At 72.4% G+C, this 15,948-nt stretch carries 15 protein-coding genes and 2 pseudogenes; 8 read left to right on the top strand and 9 right to left on the bottom strand.

The genetic code is table 11. The annotated features are described in order from the left end of the window. The first annotated feature begins 127 nt into the window (after positions 1-127). Positions 128-433 carry a 4a-hydroxytetrahydrobiopterin dehydratase gene (locus tag ABZ624_RS04930; protein WP_360082666.1) on the top strand — a complete coding sequence of 102 codons (306 nt, stop codon included), beginning with the start codon at positions 128-130 and terminating at the stop codon, positions 431-433. Positions 434-437: 4 nt separating this feature from the next. Continuing rightward, positions 438-1,187 (top strand): class I SAM-dependent methyltransferase, encoded by a 750-nt coding sequence (locus ABZ624_RS04935; RefSeq protein ID WP_360082668.1) that lies wholly within the window; start codon positions 438-440, stop codon positions 1,185-1,187. Between the two features lie 261 nt (positions 1,188-1,448). Here the strand turns inward: ABZ624_RS04935 and ABZ624_RS04940 are convergent. Next, positions 1,449-1,529 (bottom strand): annotated as a pseudogene (locus tag ABZ624_RS04940) (hypothetical protein); the annotation flags it as partial. Between ABZ624_RS04940 and ABZ624_RS04945 the strand changes: the two are divergent. Further along, positions 1,510-1,647 (top strand): hypothetical protein, encoded by a 138-nt coding sequence (locus ABZ624_RS04945; RefSeq protein WP_360082670.1) that lies wholly within the window; start codon positions 1,510-1,512, stop codon positions 1,645-1,647. The pseudogene ABZ624_RS04940 and the gene ABZ624_RS04945 sit on opposite strands and share 20 nt — an antisense overlap. A 36-nt stretch (positions 1,648-1,683) precedes the next feature. On the opposite strand, the gene ABZ624_RS04950 is transcribed toward ABZ624_RS04945, so the two are convergent. Then, positions 1,684-2,448 carry a phytanoyl-CoA dioxygenase family protein gene (locus ABZ624_RS04950; RefSeq protein ID WP_360082672.1) on the bottom strand — a complete coding sequence of 255 codons (765 nt, stop codon included), beginning with the start codon at positions 2,446-2,448 and terminating at the stop codon, positions 1,684-1,686. Positions 2,449-2,593: 145 nt separating this feature from the next. Here ABZ624_RS04950 and ABZ624_RS04955 point away from each other — a divergent pair, with 145 nt between their 5' ends. Then, positions 2,594-3,493 (top strand): class I SAM-dependent methyltransferase, encoded by a 900-nt coding sequence (locus ABZ624_RS04955; RefSeq protein ID WP_360082674.1) that lies wholly within the window; start codon positions 2,594-2,596, stop codon positions 3,491-3,493. 59 nt (positions 3,494-3,552) lie between these two features. On the opposite strand, the gene ABZ624_RS04960 is transcribed toward ABZ624_RS04955, so the two are convergent. Then, on the bottom strand, positions 3,553-4,260 hold the full coding sequence (locus ABZ624_RS04960) for a glycoside hydrolase family 75 protein (RefSeq protein WP_360082676.1): 708 nt from the start codon (positions 4,258-4,260) through the stop codon (positions 3,553-3,555). Between the two features lie 212 nt (positions 4,261-4,472). Between ABZ624_RS04960 and ABZ624_RS04965 the strand changes: the two genes are divergently transcribed. Next, on the top strand, positions 4,473-5,084 hold the full coding sequence (locus tag ABZ624_RS04965; protein ID WP_360082678.1) for a hypothetical protein: 612 nt from the start codon (positions 4,473-4,475) through the stop codon (positions 5,082-5,084). A 300-nt stretch (positions 5,085-5,384) separates the two neighbouring features. Here the strand turns inward: ABZ624_RS04965 and ABZ624_RS04970 are convergent, their stop codons facing one another. The 4 genes and pseudogenes from ABZ624_RS04970 to ABZ624_RS04985 all read right to left on the bottom strand — a co-directional run bounded on the left by ABZ624_RS04970 (position 5,385) and on the right by ABZ624_RS04985 (position 10,675). Continuing rightward, complete coding sequence (locus ABZ624_RS04970) at positions 5,385-6,221, bottom strand: aldo/keto reductase (protein ID WP_360082680.1); 837 nt, start codon at positions 6,219-6,221, stop codon at positions 5,385-5,387. 87 nt (positions 6,222-6,308) lie between these two features. Beyond that, the gene (locus ABZ624_RS04975; RefSeq protein WP_360082682.1) at positions 6,309-8,135 is read right to left on the bottom strand and encodes an AMP-dependent synthetase/ligase; all 1,827 of its coding nucleotides are present in this window, start codon (positions 8,133-8,135) and stop codon (positions 6,309-6,311) included. Between the two features lie 337 nt (positions 8,136-8,472). Beyond that, positions 8,473-9,653: pseudogene (locus tag ABZ624_RS04980) on the bottom strand (MFS transporter); the annotation flags it as partial. Between the two features lie 152 nt (positions 9,654-9,805). Then, complete coding sequence (locus ABZ624_RS04985; RefSeq protein ID WP_360082684.1) at positions 9,806-10,675, bottom strand: LysR substrate-binding domain-containing protein; 870 nt, start codon at positions 10,673-10,675, stop codon at positions 9,806-9,808. 179 nt (positions 10,676-10,854) lie between these two features. On the opposite strand from ABZ624_RS04985, the gene ABZ624_RS04990 reads away from it, so the two are divergent. Beyond that, the gene (locus ABZ624_RS04990; protein WP_360082686.1) at positions 10,855-11,889 is read left to right on the top strand and encodes a bile acid:sodium symporter family protein; all 1,035 of its coding nucleotides are present in this window, start codon (positions 10,855-10,857) and stop codon (positions 11,887-11,889) included. Here ABZ624_RS04990 and ABZ624_RS04995 read toward each other — a convergent pair. Next, positions 11,839-13,713 (bottom strand): sialidase family protein, encoded by a 1,875-nt coding sequence (locus ABZ624_RS04995; RefSeq protein ID WP_360082688.1) that lies wholly within the window; start codon positions 13,711-13,713, stop codon positions 11,839-11,841. The genes ABZ624_RS04990 and ABZ624_RS04995 overlap by 51 nt on opposite strands. Before the next feature lie 134 nt (positions 13,714-13,847). After that, positions 13,848-14,765, bottom strand: a complete 918-nt coding sequence (locus tag ABZ624_RS05000; protein ID WP_360082690.1) for a zinc-binding dehydrogenase — start codon at positions 14,763-14,765, stop codon at positions 13,848-13,850. Positions 14,766-14,891: 126 nt separating this feature from the next. Between ABZ624_RS05000 and ABZ624_RS05005 the strand changes: the two genes are divergently transcribed. Both ABZ624_RS05005 and ABZ624_RS05010 read left to right on the top strand, forming a co-directional pair. Beyond that, a complete protein-coding gene (locus ABZ624_RS05005) occupies positions 14,892-15,329 on the top strand; it encodes a MarR family transcriptional regulator (RefSeq protein WP_360082692.1) in 438 nt (145 codons plus the stop codon). 19 nt (positions 15,330-15,348) lie between these two features. Beyond that, on the top strand, positions 15,349-15,897 hold the full coding sequence (locus ABZ624_RS05010; RefSeq protein ID WP_360082694.1) for an isochorismatase family protein: 549 nt from the start codon (positions 15,349-15,351) through the stop codon (positions 15,895-15,897). Positions 15,898-15,948 lie beyond the last annotated feature (51 nt).

A 15,948-nucleotide genomic window follows, 5' to 3' on the forward strand; every position in this document is an offset into this window, starting at 1 on the left:
GTGTGCGCAGGACCGAACCAGGGGAGGGCGTGCGCAGGCGGCCGACGCGGGCGGAGTACGCGCGCGGCCGGCGTGGCAGGCTGATTGCGTACCCCTCCTTCCCGCCGCCCCGAAGGGAGCCCCGGCCATGGCCGTCGAACCGCTGTCGCAGAAGGAGATCGAGGACCGGCTCGCCGAACTGCCCGGCTGGTCGGTGGAGTCCGGCCGGCTCACCCGCTCCTACCGCCTCGCCTCGCATGTCGCGGCGGCGGCGCTGGTCATGCACATCGCCGCCGTCCAGGACGAGCTGGACCACCACTCCGACCTCGGCCTCGGCTACAACACCGTCTCCCTCAGCGTGCACACCCACAGCGCGGGCGGTGCCGTCACCGCGAAGGACTTCGGTCTCGCCCGCAGGGTGGAGGACATCGCCCCAGGCCACGGCGCACACTGAGGGCGTGCTCGACTACGACCAAGAAGCGGACGCCTACGACGCGTCCCGGGGCGGCGAGGCCCGCGCCGCAGCGGCCACCGAGGCGATCCTCGGCCTGATCCCCGACGGCCCCGGCCGTCTCCTCGACATCGCCTGCGGCACCGGCACAGTCACCCGCCGGCTGGCCGCCGGCCGCCCCGCGCTACGGGTGACGGGCGCGGACCTCGCCCCCGCCATGGTCCGCATGGCGGGCGCCCGGCTGCCGGGTGCGGTGGTACGGGCCGACAGCCGCCGCCTGCCCTTCGGCACCGGCACCTTCCACGCGGTCACCAGCATCTGGCTGCTGCACCTGATGGCGGACCCCGAGGACGTCCGGGCCATCGTCGCCGAGTGCGCCCGCGTGCTGCGCCCCGGCGGGGTGTACGTCACGACCGTCGACAAGGCCGCGGCGCACGACGTCGGCAGCGACATCGACGCCGTCCTCGCCTCCCGCCCGCACCGCCCCGCCCGGGACGCCGCCGCCGCCGTCACCGCGCACGCCGTCCGGCACGGGCTGCGGCCGGCCGGCGACACCGTGTTCCCCGGCATCGGCCAGGGCCGCAGCCCCCGCACCACCGTCGCCGACCTGCGCCGCGGCTGGTTCACCCTGCTGCCACCGGGTGATCCCCGAACGGCGGACTTCGCCACCCGCCTGACCCGCCTGCCGGACCAGGACCGCCCCCGGCCCGACCCGGTGTTCGCGCTGCGCGCCTACCGCAAACCGGTGGCGGGCTGAGGGGCGGGAGCGGCGCCTTCCCCGTGAGCGACGGCGAGCACGGCCGGGAGAACACGGTCTGCGCATGGTGGGGGTCCTTCCGAGCGCGAGCAGGCATGACGTGACGACCGGGCGGTCCCCCTGTGCGGGTGGGGAGCGCCCGGTTCTTGTGTGACCCCGTCGACCGGCGCCGGAGCCGTACGCGCGGAGCACCGGCGGGGACGATTCGAGGAGCTCCGCGTACGAGCCCATGGCCAGGGCGATGTCCGCCTGGGCCCAGAAGCGGTGGTAGGTGAAGACGGGTGCGGCGCCGCCCTTGAGGTAGGTCTCGATCTTCGACCGGATGTGCGACCCGACGTACACGGGCAACGCCCGGAACAACAACATGTCCGGTGCCCTGCCGAACGCGCCGCTGGCCGGGCACTGGTTCTCCGCCCAGTTCCAGCAGCTGATGGGGAACGCCCACCCGCCGCTGTCGTGACTCCGGCGCGGTGAACGTCCGCCGGGGCCCTGACCGTCAGCGGCCGAGGCCCCGGCGGATCGCCTGCTCCACCGGCGAGTACGCCCCGTCGGTCCGGTCCAGCTCGTACGGCACCGCCGGATCCAGCGGCGGCTGCGCCATGAAGCGGGGCCGGGTGCCGTGGTGCGGCTGGGCCGCGTGCACCAGGAAGGGATGACAGAGGTAGACGTCGCCGGGGTGGCCGGTGGCGTACGCGAGCGGGCGGTGCGCCGAGGCCTGCACGAGCTGCGGCGCGATCTCCAGGCCCGACACCCCGGCCTCGCCGTAGGGTTCCAGCAGCGGGGGCACGTCCAGGTGTGAGCCGGTCCGGATCCGGGTCGGCGCGTCCGCCTCGGTGACCTCGCTGAACAGGAACAGCATCAGCAGCGCGCGGTCCCTGGAGCGCAGGTTGGTGAAGTACCACTGCTCGCCCTCGGGCAGATAGCTGCCTTCGATGTGCCAGCCCGCGTCGTCCGGCTCGACCGGGTGCGGGAACCGCAGTGGGAAGGTGCCCAGCGAATACCGCGGCTCCCACCGGCCCTCTCCGACGAGCAGGTCGAACGCCTCGTGCAGTACGGGGGAGTTGGCGGCTGCCGCGAACGGCCCCTGCGCCATGCCGCCCAGCCGGACCACCGGCTCCTTCCAGGTGCTCGGGTCGTCCGGGGCGTACCCCGTCTCCCGCCACAGCAGCCGGGCGCAGTCCGCGGCGACGCGCGGGGGGAAGGCACCTTCGATCTTCACGAAGCCGTCGGTGAGGAAGCGTGTCACAAGGCCGTCGTCCACGGGTCCATGCTGGCCGCCCGGCCGGCTCCCGTGCATCCGAGTTTCTTGCGGCACCGGAGCATTTTTTGCGGCATCGGCAAGGAAGGTGGCACCGCCCCCGTGCGCTGTCGCAGGCTGGCCGCACCCGAGCGAGAGGCTGACCACCATGGCACACGACCACCACATCCCCCGCCGACAGCACGGCCACGCCCACGGCCACGGGGGCGACACCGACTGGGCCGCCATGGCGGCGCTGCTGGAGGCGGAGGCCGAGGTGTTCGGTCCGGCGTACGCCCGGGCCCTGGCCTGGCTGGCGAAGGAAGTGACCGAGCCCGGTCTGGTCGTGGACGTGGGCAGCGGACCCGGGGTCGTCGCCTGCCTGATCGCGGAGACGTTCCCCGGCGCGCGGGTGGTGGCCGTCGATGGCTCCGCGCCCCTGCTGGAGCGCGCCCGCGCCCGCGCCGCCCGCCAGGGCGTCGCCGACCGCTTCGGCACCATCGCCGGTGAACTGCCCGCAGTTCTGGCCGAGTTGGACTATCCGGCGGACCTGCTGTGGGCCGGCCGCAGCCTGCACCACCTCGGCGACCAGAAGGCCGCGCTCGCCGCGTTCGCCGCCCGGCTCGCGCCCGGTGGCACGCTGGCCGTCCTGGAGGGCGGCCTGCCCGCCCGCTACCTGCCCCGCGACATCGGCTTCGGCCGTCCCGGGCTGCAGGCCCGCATCGACGCGGCCCAGGAGGACCGCTTCGCCCGGATGCGCGCCGAGTTGCCCGGCGCGGTCGCCGAGACGGAGGACTGGGCCGCCCTGCTGGCCGCGGCGGGCCTGAAGCACACGGGCACCCGCAGCTTCCTCCTCGACGTGCCCGCCCCCGTCCCGGACCGGGCCCGGGCCTTCGTCGTCGCCGCCCTGGCCCGGGCCCGGGAGGTCAGCGCCGACGTCCTGGACGCCGGCGACCTCGCCACCCTCGACCGTCTCCTCGACCCCGCCGATCCCGGCAGCGCTCACCGGCGTCCCGACGTGTTCGTACTGGCGGCCCACACGGTGCACCGGGCGGTACGGCCCGTCTGACGACGTCAACGCCGTGGTCGTACGCCCGCCGGGTCGGCTCGACGGGCGTACGCGGGTCGTCAGCCGGCGGCGAGGAACTGTTTGGCCAGCTGGTCCCCGAGGGAGGCCGCGGCGCCGTGGCTCTCGATGGGGGAGACCTTGGAGTTCTTGAACAGGATGTAGGTCACGCCCGAGTCGACGCCGCCGTGGGCCGGGTCGGGGTCGATGCCGAGGGCCTTGGCGGTGGCGTACGACGCCTCGCCGATGAGCTGCGTGGGGCCGGTGTCGCCGACGACGGCGTACTCCACCTTGTCGCGGTAGATGACCGCGACCACTCCGCCGCCCTTGATGCCGGCGCCGGCGTAGTTCCAGATGCTGCTGGAGCCGGGGACCACGACGTACGGCAGCGACTCCGCCTTCAGCGGCTTGCCGTCGGACTGGTGGAAGGCGGTGTCGTCCTGGTACCAGGGGTCGTGGTCCTCGTTGCAGTAGGCGGTGCGCTGGCCGTCGCAGTCGACGTCCATGTCGGCCTTCCAGAACACCGCGCCGTTCTTGCCGCACACGGGGACGGTGGCCGATGTCTCGTCGTCCGTCTTGTACATGCCGTTCGATATCTGTGAACAGGACGTCACCTTGGCGAGCAGGTCGGCCGCACTGACCGAGCCCTCCTGGGCGCGGCGCGGGGCGGAGCGCGCCGCGGAGCGGGCGGAGGCGTGCGCCGGAAGGACTCCGGCGGTGAGCAGCGCGGCTGCCGAGGCCGCGGCGAGGGGCAGGGTTCGAAGGCGCACAGCGGGAAGCCCTTCTGTTAGGAAAGTTTCCTTATGGAATGCCATTCACCGTGGGCCTGTATGCATGTCCTCGTCAACTCCGCCGGGGCGAACCGGTGAAACCCTCGCGTATTGCGGTGATTTGTGACCATGGCAAGACTGAAGAAAACGGCCAGTGCGGACAGGTCGGCCACTGGCGGCCGACACGGTCACGGCCCCGGGAGGCGAGGCGCATGTTCGTACGCACGGTGTACGCGACCGGCGATCCGGCGCAGCTGGACACGGCCGTCCGGGCCCTGAACACCCGCGGGCACGACCTGCTGGAGGAGCGCCCCGGCTACCGGGGAGCGGGCGTCTTCGTCGACCGTGACCTCGGCAAACTGCTCACGGTCAGCTGGTGGGAGTCCGCGGACGCGCGGCGCGTCAGCGACGAGGTGATGAGCGCGCGGCGGCCGGAGCTGCTGCAGCCCTTCGCCGACACCGTCGCGGTCGAGAACTACGAGGCCGCCGTCTTCCACGCCGGGCAACGGACCCTCTCCGGCGGCGGCCTGCGGCTCACCCGGCTCGCGTTCGAACCGGCGGACGCGGACCTCGCCGCCGACACCTTCCACGCCGGCGTGCTGCCCCGGCTGGAGACACTGCCGGGATTCGCCGGGGCGGCCCTCTTCCTGGACCGCGAACGCGGCCGTGGCATGACCGGCGTCCTCTTCACCGACCGCGCCTCACTCGCCGCTGCCCGCGCCCGTCAGGCCGCGATCCGCCGCGAGGGCACGGCCAAGGCGCACGCCACGGTGATCGCCCTGGAGGAGTTCGAGGTCCTGCACGCGGACGTACGGGGCGACTGAACGGCGGAGCGCGCCGCCGAGCGGGGTGGGCGGGGCGCTGTGCGGGTGAGGGTCGGCGTTGTGAGGGCGGCGCAGCCGCGAGGGCCGGGGTCGGCACGGTCGCAGTGGCCGCGCGGCGCGCGGGCGCATCCGGAAGCACGCGGCCTGTTGACCCGGGCCGCCGTCTCCCGGTCCTTGTCGCGAGTGTGCTCGCACGGCCCCCGGCCGGTGACATGGCACGCGGCGGCCCCGGTCCCCGGAACGCGGACGGCCGCCCGTGCCGCCGGGCAGGCGGCGTGGACGGCCGTGGCGCGCGGGGGGTCAGGCCATGTCGAAGGTGGCCGGGTCGGGGCCCAGCCGCCGGTCCTCGTTGAGCGCGCTGATCGCCGCGAGGTCCTCGTCGTCCAGGCTGAAGCCGAAGACCTCGATGTTCTCCTTGATCCGGGACGGCGTCACGGACTTCGGGATCACGACATTGCCGAGCTGGATATGCCAGCGCAGCACGACCTGCGCCGGCGTACGCCCGTGCTTCTGCGCGATGGCGACGATCGCCGGGACCTCCAGCAGGCCCTTGCCCTGGCCGAGCGGCGACCAGGCCTCGGTCGCGATGCCCTGCTCGGCGTGGAACGCGCGGGCGGCGTGCTGCTGCAGATGCGGATGCAGCTCGATCTGGTTGACCGCCGGGACGACCGAGGTCTCGGAGATCAGCCGCCGCAGGTACTCGGGAAGGAAGTTGGACACGCCGATGGCGCGGACCCGGCCGTCGCCGAGCAGCTTCTCGAACGCCTTGTAGGTGTCGATGTAGGCACCGCGGGAGGGCAGCGGCCAGTGGATCAGATACAGGTCGACGTAGTCGAGACCCAGCTTCTCCAGCGACGCGTCGAAGGCGCGCAGCGTGGAGTCGTACCCCTGGTCGCTGTTCCAGACCTTGGTGGTGACGAAGATGTCGTCGCGGGGCAGACCGGAGGCGGCGATGGCCTTGCCGGTGCCCTTTTCGTTGCCGTAGATCGCCGCTGTGTCGATGCTGCGGTACCCGGCCTCCAGTGCCGTGGCGACGGCCTGCTCGGCCTCGTCGTCCGGCACCTGCCAGACGCCGTAGCCCAGCTGGGGCATCTCGACGCCGTTGTTGAGGATGATCGGAGGGACCTTGCTGCTCACGAGCTTCTTGATCCTTCGGTTGTCGACAGGTGGTACTTCCATCGTCAACGATCACGCCCCGCGACGCATTCCTGACCGCGCACCGGGTCAGGTCCGGTAGAGGGCCTCGACCTCGTTGCCGTACGCCTTCTCGATCGCCTTCCGCTTCAGCTTCAGCGACGGGGTGAGCAGGCCGTGTTCCTCGGTGAACGGCTGCGCGAGGATGCGGAAGGTGCGGATGGACTCGGCCTGCGAGACGAGGGTGTTGGCGGCGACCACCGCCCGCCGCACCTCCGTCTCCAGGTCCGGGTCGCACACCAGCTCGGCCGGGGTCATCCGCGGCTTCCCGCGCATCTGCAGCCAGTGCTCCACGGCCTCCTGGTCCAGGGTGACCAGGGCGGCGATGTAGGGGCGGTCGTTGCCGACGACGATGCACTGGTTGACCAGCGGATGCTCGCGGACCCGCTCCTCCAGCACACCGGGGGAGACGCTCTTGCCGCCGGAGGTCACCAGGATCTCCTTCTTGCGGCCGGTGATGGTCAGATAGCCGTCCTCGTCGAGGGAGCCGAGGTCGCCGGTGGCCAGCCAGCCCTCGTGCAGGGTCTCGTCGGTGGCCTTCGGGTTGTTGAGGTAGCCCTGGAAGACGTTGCCGCCGTGCAGCCAGATCTCGCCGTCGTCGGCGATGTGCACGGTCACGCCGGGGATGGCCTGGCCGACGGTGCCGTAGCGGGTGCGCTCGGGCGGGTTGGCGGTGGCCGCGGCCGTCGACTCGGTCAGACCGTAGCCCTCGTAGATCTGCACGCCGGCGCCCGCGAAGAACAGCCCCAGCCGGCGGTCCATCGCCGAACCACCGGACATCGCATTCCGTATACGACCGCCCATCGCCGCGCGGACCTTGGCGTACACGAGCTTGTCGAACAGCTGGTGCTGCATGCGCAGCCCCGCCGACGGGCCGGGCCCGGTGCCCCACGCCTTGGCCTCCACGGCCTCCGCGTACTTCACCGCGATGTCGACGGCCTTCTCGAACGGCCCGGACCTGCCTTCCTTCTCCGCCTTCCGGCGGGCCGCGTTGAACACCTTCTCGAAGATGTACGGCACCGCGAGGATGAAGGTCGGCCTGAAGGCCTGCAGGTCGGGCAGGAGGGCGGCGGCGTTCAGCTGCGGCTGGTGCCCGAAGCGGACCCGGCCGCGGATCGCGGCGACCTCCACCATTCGCCCGAAGACATGCGCGAGCGGCAGGAACAGCAGGGTGGAGGCCTCGTCGTCCTTCTTGGTGTGGAACACCGGCTGCCACCGCTGGATCATGGTGTCCGCCTCGTACATGAAGTTGGCGTGCGTAAGGACACAGCCCTTGGGGCGGCCGGTGGTGCCGGAGGTGTAGATGATGGTGGCGACCGACTCCGGGGTGACCGCCTGCCGGTGCCGGTCGACCAGCTCGTCGTCCAGGTGCGCCCCGGCGTCGTACAGCTCCTGCACACAGCCCGCGTCCAGCTGCCACAGCTGGCGCAGCTGCGGGAGGCGGTCGATGACGGTGGCGATGGTCATCGCGTGGTCCTCGTGCTCCACGATCGCCGCGGACACCTCGGCGTCGTAGAGCATCCAGAAGCACTGCTCGGCCGAGGACGTGGGGTAGACCGGCACCACCCGGGCGCCGATCGACCACAGCGCGAAGTCGAACAGGGTCCACTCGTAGCGGGTGCGGGACATGATCGCGACGCGGTCGCCGAAGCGGATGCCGCGCGCGAGCAGGCCCTTGGCGAGGGCCAGGACCTCGTCGCGGAACTCGCCGGAGGTCACCTCCCGCCACTGCCCGGAGGCGTCCTTGCGGCCGAGGGCGATGTGTGCGGGATCCGTCCGGGCATGCTCGAAGACCACATCGGCCAGACCGCCCACCGGCGGCGCCGACGTGAGCGGCGGGTTGGTGAACTCGCGCAAACCTCGCTCCCCGATCCTCGCTGCTTGGTCACGCCCGTGATACGCGGCACAGCGCGGTGAAAGCTACCCCACCCCGTCACCGGGCGGGAGGGGGTAGGAAACCGAGCAAACCTCACGTTTCTCCCCACGGGTGACCGGAAAATGCCCGCACATGGGGAAGGGCCGGACACGATACTGACGGGTCAGTAAGTTTCGGTGCCGTAATCTCCACCGAATCTGTACGCGGCGATTACCGTGCATACCGTACCCATCACTGCACACGGGGCACCGTCCGGTCCGGCGGACGCGCCCGCGCGAGAGCGGCTGCGAGTACCGCCCTCGGCCGGGCCGGGCGGGGTCACCGGTGGACCGGTACCACTTGCTGCGGCTGCACGCCGGACGGCTTCCGCGGCACCGGCCGGCCCCTTCGCACCAGCAGCAGCACCAGCACGCCCGCAGCCATGCCGGCCACCCCCGCCATCACCAGCGCGCCGTTCAGGCCCGAAGCGAACGCGGCGCGCAGCGTGTGCTCCGGGAAGCCGCCGCGCAGCGCACCGGCTCCGCCCCCGGCCAGGGCGTGGGCCGCGCCGCCCGGCAGCGCGCCGGCCATCCGGGAGGTGAGCACGGTGCCGAAGACGGCCACGCCCAGCGCGTACCCGAGCTGCCGGACCGTGTCACCGCGCCCCCCGCCATCCCGGCCCGCTCCGGCGGCACCGCGGCGAGCGCCGCCCCCGACACGGTCGGTACGACGAACCGGTGCCGGCCCCCACCAGCACGAACCCGGGCACCAGCGCCGTCCAGCCGGAGCCCGCGTCCAGCACCGCCTGGCACAGCGTGCCCGAGGCGATCAGCAGCAGCCCGCCGGCGACCGTCAGCCAGGCCGGCACCCCATGCAGCAGCCGCCCCACCGCACCGCCACCAGCATCGACACCACCGTCATCGGCAGCAGCGTCAGCCCGCCGCGCACCGGAGTGAGGCCCAGCAGAGTCTGCATCCACAGCGACAGATAGGGGATCCCGCCGAACGCCACCCCGTTGAAGGCGAACGAGCCCACCATCACACCGACGAACGCCGGCCGGCGCAGCAGCGACAGATCCAGCAGCGGATGCGCCACCCGCCGCTCCACCAGCACGAACACCGCCAGCGCCAGCGCCGCCACCGCGAACGCCGTCAGCGTCGCCGCCGTCCAGCCGTCCTCACCGGCACGCACCACCGCGACGTCGCACCGCCCGCGAACACCGCGAACGCCGCCGTACCCGCCCAGTCGACGCTCATCCCGCGCGCCCCGCGCGACTCCGGGACCACCCGCAGCGTCAGCCACACCTCCAGCACGCTCACCGGAAGGTTCACGAAGAAGATCCACCGCCAGCCCGGCCCCTCGGTGAGCAGCCCGCCGAGCACCGGCCCGACCGCCGCTGCCCCACCGCTGACCGCGCCCCACACGCCGAGCGCCGCCGACCGCTGCCGCCCCTGGTAGACCGAGCCCAGCAGCGGCAGGGTCGTCGCGAACATCGCCGCCGCGCCGAGACCCTGCACCGCGCTGTTCCGCAGCACTGCCGGTCTGTACACCTACCTCAGCGGCTCCCTCGGCGGCCTGGCCGGCGTCCAGCACGTGGAGACCACGCCCTTGCTGCGCCAGGTCAAGAACTCACCTACCCGATGCCCCGCTGACCGACCTCGGGCGACGGACCTCAGCCGCCCCGCCGGCTGAGGCGTTCCCCACCCGCCAGCACCGCCGCCGCCAGCGCGTTCGCGGCCCCCTCCGCCGCGCCCCTTCGGCGGCCGTGGACGAGCACGAAGTCGACCTTGCCCAGGCCGGGCAGGCCGGACCGCTCCGGCAGCCGGAACAGGCCGGGCGGCGTCAGGCGCCGGGAGTGGGCCATCACCCCGAGCCCGGCACGTGCCGCCGCGATCAGCCCGTTGAGGCTGCCGCTGGTGCACACGATCCGCCACGCCCGGCCCTCGCGCTCCAGCACCTCCAGCGCACGGGCCCGGGTGATGCCGGGCGGCGGATACACGATCAGCGGCACGGGCCGGTCGGCGTCCAGGCGCAGCCGCTCGGCGCCGATCCACACCAGGTCGTCGCGCCAGACCAGCGCGCCACCGGGATCCTCCGGGCGCCGCTTGGCCAGCACCAGGTCGAGCTTCCCGGCGGCCAGCTGCTCGTGGAGGGTGCCCGACAACTCCACCGTCAGCTCAAGGTCGACCTCGGGATGGTCGCGGCGGAAGCCCTCCAGGATCTCCGGCAGCCTGGTGAGCACGAAGTCCTCCGACGCCCCGAACCGCAGCCGGCCCCGCACCCGGGTGCCGGTGAAGAACGCCGTGGCCTGCTCGTGCACCTGCAGGATCCGCCGGGCGAAGCCCAGCATCGCCTCGCCGTCCTCGGTCAGCTCCACCGAATGGGTGTCCCGGGTGAACAGCTGCCGCCCGGCCGCGTCCTCCAGCCGGCGCACATGCTGGCTGACCGTGGACTGGCGCAGCCCCAGCCGGCGCGCGGCCTGAGTGAAGCTGAGCGTCTGGGCCACGGAGAGAAAAGTGCGCAGCTGCGCCGGGTCGTACACACCTCCAGGCTACGGCGTTATCCCATTTCATGATGACAGTCAGAGTGGTGTGCGGGATTCCCGATCGGCGTGGAGAGGGGGACGATGGAGGAGGCCCTGCGGGCCCGGAAAGCGACACCCCAGTACCGACCCCGTACAGCAATCGGAGCACTGTGAAACGCCTGCGCCCGCCGCGTTGGATGCCGATCGACCCGTACATCGTCCTGCTGCTCGGGACGGTGGGCCTCGCCGCGCTCCTGCCGGCCCGGGGCGCCGCCTCCGACGTGGCCTCGGGCGCGTCGACGGCCGCGATCGCCTTCCTCTTCTTCCTTTACGGCGCCCGGCTCTCCACCCGGGAGGCACTGGACGGACTGCGCCACTGGCGGCTCCATGCCACCGTGCTGGCCTGCACCTTCATCCTCTTCCCCGGGTTCGGGCTGGCCGCGCGGGCACTGGTGCCGGGACTGCTGACCCAGCCGCTCTACCAGGGGCTGCTGTTCCTGACGCTGGTGCCGTCCACGATCCAGTCGTCCATCGCGTTCACCTCGATCGCCCGCGGAAACGTACCGGCGGCGATCTGCGCCGGGTCCTTCTCCTCACTCATCGGCATAGTGGTCACCCCGCTGCTCGCGGCCGGACTGCTCGGCAACAGCGGGGGCGGGTTCTCCGCCGACTCACTGATCAAGATCGTGCTGCAGCTGCTGGTGCCGTTCCTCGCCGGGCAGGTGCTGCGGCGCTGGATCGGAGGCTTCGTGGCCCGGCACAAGAAGGTGCTCGGCCTGGTCGACCGCGGCTCGATCCTGCTGGTCGTCTACACCGCCTTCAGCGAGGGCATAGCCCGCGGCATCTGGCACCAGGTCAGCCCGGCACGGCTGGGCGCGCTGCTCGCCGTCGAGGCCGTCCTGCTCGCCGTCATGCTGCTGCTGACCTGGTACGGCGCCCGGGCGCTCGGCTTCGGCCGCGAGGACCGCATCGCCATCCAGTTCGCGGGCTCTAAGAAATCCCTGGCCTCCGGTCTCCCCATGGCCGGCGTCCTGTTCGGGGCGCAGGCCTCCCTCGCCGTGCTGCCGCTGATGCTGTTCCACCAGATGCAGCTGATGGTGTGCGCGGTCATCGCCAAGCGGCGCGCCCGGGATCCGGAGGACGCCCCGGACGCCCCGGACGCCCCGGACGCTCCGGGCGCGTCAGCCGCGGACGCGGTCCAGGGGCAGCCACAGGACCGTGTCCTTCGCTGACCTGAGCGCCTTCGGATCCGACAGCTCCTCGTCGGTGAGCGCCCGGCCCCAGACGTGCACCTCGTCGATCGCGCCGGTGAAGAAGGCCCGGCTGTCCATGCGCTGACCGATGTGCACACCGAAGGGGGAGTTACGGCTGACCGTCCCCGGTATGTCGTCGACGGACGACTGCATACCGTCGACGAACAACGACAGCCGCCCTCCGCCCCGGCGCAACGCCAGGTGATGCCACTGGCCGTCGTTGTATGCAGTATCCGTACGAACGTAGACAGTCTGCGGCGCGATCGCCCCGTCCCGCACCGTGATCAGCCCCTGGATCCGGTGGTTCGCCGGCTCGCCGCGCACCCACACCTGCGGCTGGGTGGTGCCGGCCCCGCCCATCCACAGCAGCGGCTGCTCGCCGGTCGTGGCTGTGTACCGGAACCACAGGGACACCGTGAAGTCCTTGGCCCCCAGGGGCAGCCCGCTGCGGAACGGCAGGCGTACGGCGTCGTCGGTGCCGTCGAACTCCAGCGCCCCGCCGAAGACCCCGTCCGTCTCCTCCGCGCCGCCGAGCACCGCCGCCGGGCGGGCGTGCGGGGCCCGGTCGGCGGTGACCGGGTCGGGGCCGCGGCGCGGGGCGAGCCAGTCCTCGGTGAAGCGGGCGAAGCGGATCTCGTCGCGCGCGTCCACCGCCCCGCCCTCGTAGATCAGGCCCACCGTGTCCCCGTCGGCGCGGACCAGGTCCGAGTAGCCGGACCAGTCGGTGGTCACGACCGTGCCGCGGTCCACGCTGTCCCAGGTCCGGCCGCCGTCGTAGGAGGAGCGGATCATCATCGTCCGCCGCCGGTCGGGGTCGGCGGGGCAGGCGAGCAGCAGCCGGTCGCCCAGGCGCAGCAGGGAACCCTGGACCTGCGGGGCGTACAGGTCGGGCAGGTCGTGGAAGGGGGCGGTGAAGCTGCTACCGCCGTCGCGGCTGACGGCCTGGGTGCGGTGGCCGAGGTCGGTGCCGTCCTGCTCCCGGCCGCTGACCAGGATCGAGCCGTCGGCGCGCTCGGCGAGGGCCAGTTCGGACGGCTTCTGCCGGAAGGTGCCGTCGTCGGCGATGGGCCAGGTGTCCGTGGCGCCGATCCGCCAGTGGCCGCCGTGGTCGTCGCTCACGATCAGCGCCGCGTGGTTGGCGGTGACCCGGCTGCCGTCCCAGGTCTCGGTGTTGACCCCGAAGACCAGCCGGCCCGCGTACCTCCCCCGGGTGAGCTGGATGCCGTGCACCGGCCCGGTCGCGTACCAGGAGTTCCAGTCGGCGGGCAGGATCTCCGGACTCAGATCGCGCGGCACGGACCAGCTCCGGCCGTCGTCGTCGCTGTACTGCAGATGCGGGGTGCGGTCGCAGGGGATAGAGCAGCTGGAGCTGTCGGTGCGGCCCGTGTTGTACGTCTCCGCAAGCCAGATCCGGCCCGTTTCGCGGTCCACGACCGGCGCCGGATTGCCGTGCGTGTCACCGGCGCCCTCGCTGACCACCTGCAGCGGGCCCCAGGTGCGGCCGCCGTCGGCGGAGCGCTTGAGCACGATGTCGATGTCGGCGGCATCACCGCAGTTGAGGACCCGGCCCTCGGCGAACGCCAGCAGGGTGCCGTCCGTCGTCCGCACGATCGCCGGGATGCGGAAACAGGCGTAGCCGGGGTCCTGGGCGGCCTTGAAGAGAATCTGCTGCTGGAACTCGGCCGTTGCGGCGCCCGGTTGGGCGTGGGCCGTGGTGCCGGGGAGGAACGCTGCGAGGACCGCCGCCGTGGTGACGGCGACGGCGAGTGCGGCTCTGAGGCGGGCGCGTAGACCTGACGGCATGGTGGGACCTGCCCTTCGTCGGCCGGGCATCTGGACATCCGGACATCCCATGTCCAACGTGCGCCCCATCGAAGGTAGTTGGGGCCAGACCGCCCCACAAGAAGCGTGCAGCACAAGGGGTGCGCGCGAAGGGACTACGGGCGCAGCACGACCTTGCCGAGGTTGGCCCGCCGCTCGATCACCTCGTGCGCCTTCGCCGCGTCCTCCAGCGCGAACTCGGCGTGCACGGCGGGCTTCAGGGCGCCCTCGGCGAACAGCCGCCACAGCTCCTTGCGCCACTGCTCGTACACGTCCGGCCGGCCGCGGGCGATCAGAGCCATCTGGAATCCGATCACCGACTTGGCGCCCACCAGCAGGTCATACGCCCGAAGGGTGCCACCGCCGGAGCTGTAGGCGACGAGGCGGCCGTGCGGAGCCAGGGCGGCGAGGGCGGGAGTGAGCAGGTCACCGCCGACGGCATCCAGGACACAGTCGACGGGATCCCCCCAACTGTCGTCGCCATACTGAATACAGTCGTCCGCGCCGAGCGAGCGGACGAAGTCCGCCTTGCCCGGGTCGGATACCGCCCCCACCACCCGCCCCGCACCCCGCGCCCGCGCCAGCTGCACGGCGAGGTGCCCGACCCCGCTCGCCGCCGCCGTGACGAGCACCGCCTCGCCCGGCACCGGGCGCGCCGCTTCCAGTGCCCCGAACGCCACCAGGCCGCTGCGCACGAGCGCGATCGCGTCCACGGCGTCCGCGCCGTCCGGTATCGGGGAGGCCATGGCCTCGTGCAGCAGGGCGAAGTCGGCGTATCCGTGTCCGAAGCACAGCCCGGTCACCCGGTCGCCCGGCCGGTATCGGGTCACGCCCTCGCCGGCCGCCACCACCTCGCCGGCGATCTCCCCACCGAGCGGGATCGGCTCGGCGGCCTCGGTGACCTTCCGCACCACGGGCAGGGTGACGCCGACGGCCGCGCAGCGCACCAGCAGCTCGCCGGGACCGGGTTCGGGGACGGAGGTCTCCTCGAGGAACAGCGGGCCGCCGGTGGACTCGTATCGGACGCGACGCATCACACATACCTCCAGGCCGGTAATCCGGCACATCGATCGTTGGTAACACCCATGAATTTGTTGGGAGCCCCAACGGTAGCGGAGATTCGTGGGGGCGTCCAACGGTTCTCGGTATACGCTGCCCACATGGCCGAAGCACCCCTGCCCGCGATCCGCTCCCTGCCCAGCTGGCTCCTCGGCCGCGTCGCCGGCCGGGGGCGTGCCCTGGTCGCCGACGCCCTCGCGGCCGAGGGTCAGAAGATGTGGCACCACGTGGTCCTCTCCGCCGTCCGCGACCTCCAGCCGGTCGCCCAGGCCGACCTCGGCCGCAGCGTGGGCCTGGACCCCAAGGACCTGGTCGGCGTGCTCAATGACCTGCAGTCCGCCGGCCATGTCGTCCGCGCCCCCGACCTCAAGGACCGGCGCAAGAACGCCGTGTCCCTCACCAGCGACGGTGCCCGCCTCCTCGCCCGCTGCGAGAAGGCGGCCCGCGCTGCCAACGACGAGTTGCTCGCCCCGCTGTCGGCCGCCGAACGCGACCAGTTCATGGGGCTGTTGATCCGGATTTCCGGCACGGGCGGCTGACCGCGGCTGACGTTTCGTCATGACCGCGGCTCATGTGCTGCCCGATCCGCAGCGCACCGCCCCGATCCTCGTCGACCTGGTGGAACGCGACGTCCCGCTGCCCCTGGAGCCCCGCAAAGGCACCGAAGCGCTTGGCGCCGCCGAGGAGTTGGCGCACACCTTTCGCGCCGCTGGAGCACCTGCCGTCCTCGTCCGGGTCGAACGCCCTCGGTCGCCGAACAGCCGCCCGCAGTGCCCTCGTCCCCGGCCTCGCGGGGCACGGCGACCTGTGGAGGTGGCCAAGCGGACCATCGGCGCCTTCCAGGGCACCGGCCCGGATAAGCGGCTGCGCGAACGCCGCGTCACCACCCTGGTGTTCGGCGGCATCTCCACCAACCTCGCAGTAGAGTCCACCGCCCGGGCCGCCGCCGACCTCGGCTACGACCTCGACTTGGTCGCCTCAGGTCCACCTGACCGCCCAGACCGGCGCGCCGCCCGCGTCCACGACGCCCGGCCGGATCGCCCCCGACATCACCGAAGCCGGACATCAACTCATCGGCAGCGTATGTCAGTTGCAGACTCTGACTGACGGGAACCGGCGCCGCCTCGAACGGGCCGCGCATACGTGCCGTGCCCGTGC

It is taken from the genome of Streptomyces sp. NPDC007205 (assembly GCF_040634095.1).
GTDB lineage: Bacteria > Actinomycetota > Actinomycetes > Streptomycetales > Streptomycetaceae > Streptomyces.

Coding starts and splice junctions, on each gene's coding strand:
- ABZ624_RS04930 (WP_360082666.1), top strand. CDS start 128: ATGGCCGTCGAACCGCTGTCGCAGAAGGAGATCGAGGACCGGCTCGCC.
- ABZ624_RS04945 (WP_360082670.1), top strand. CDS start 1,510: ATGTGCGACCCGACGTACACGGGCAACGCCCGGAACAACAACATGTCC.
- ABZ624_RS04955 (WP_360082674.1), top strand. CDS start 2,594: ATGGCACACGACCACCACATCCCCCGCCGACAGCACGGCCACGCCCAC.
- ABZ624_RS04965 (WP_360082678.1), top strand. CDS start 4,473: ATGTTCGTACGCACGGTGTACGCGACCGGCGATCCGGCGCAGCTGGAC.
- ABZ624_RS04990 (WP_360082686.1), top strand. CDS start 10,855: ATGCCGATCGACCCGTACATCGTCCTGCTGCTCGGGACGGTGGGCCTC.
- ABZ624_RS04995 (WP_360082688.1), bottom strand. CDS start 13,713: ATGCCGTCAGGTCTACGCGCCCGCCTCAGAGCCGCACTCGCCGTCGCC.
- ABZ624_RS05000 (WP_360082690.1), bottom strand. CDS start 14,765: ATGCGTCGCGTCCGATACGAGTCCACCGGCGGCCCGCTGTTCCTCGAG.
- ABZ624_RS05005 (WP_360082692.1), top strand. CDS start 14,892: ATGGCCGAAGCACCCCTGCCCGCGATCCGCTCCCTGCCCAGCTGGCTC.
- ABZ624_RS05010 (WP_360082694.1), top strand. CDS start 15,349: ATGACCGCGGCTCATGTGCTGCCCGATCCGCAGCGCACCGCCCCGATC.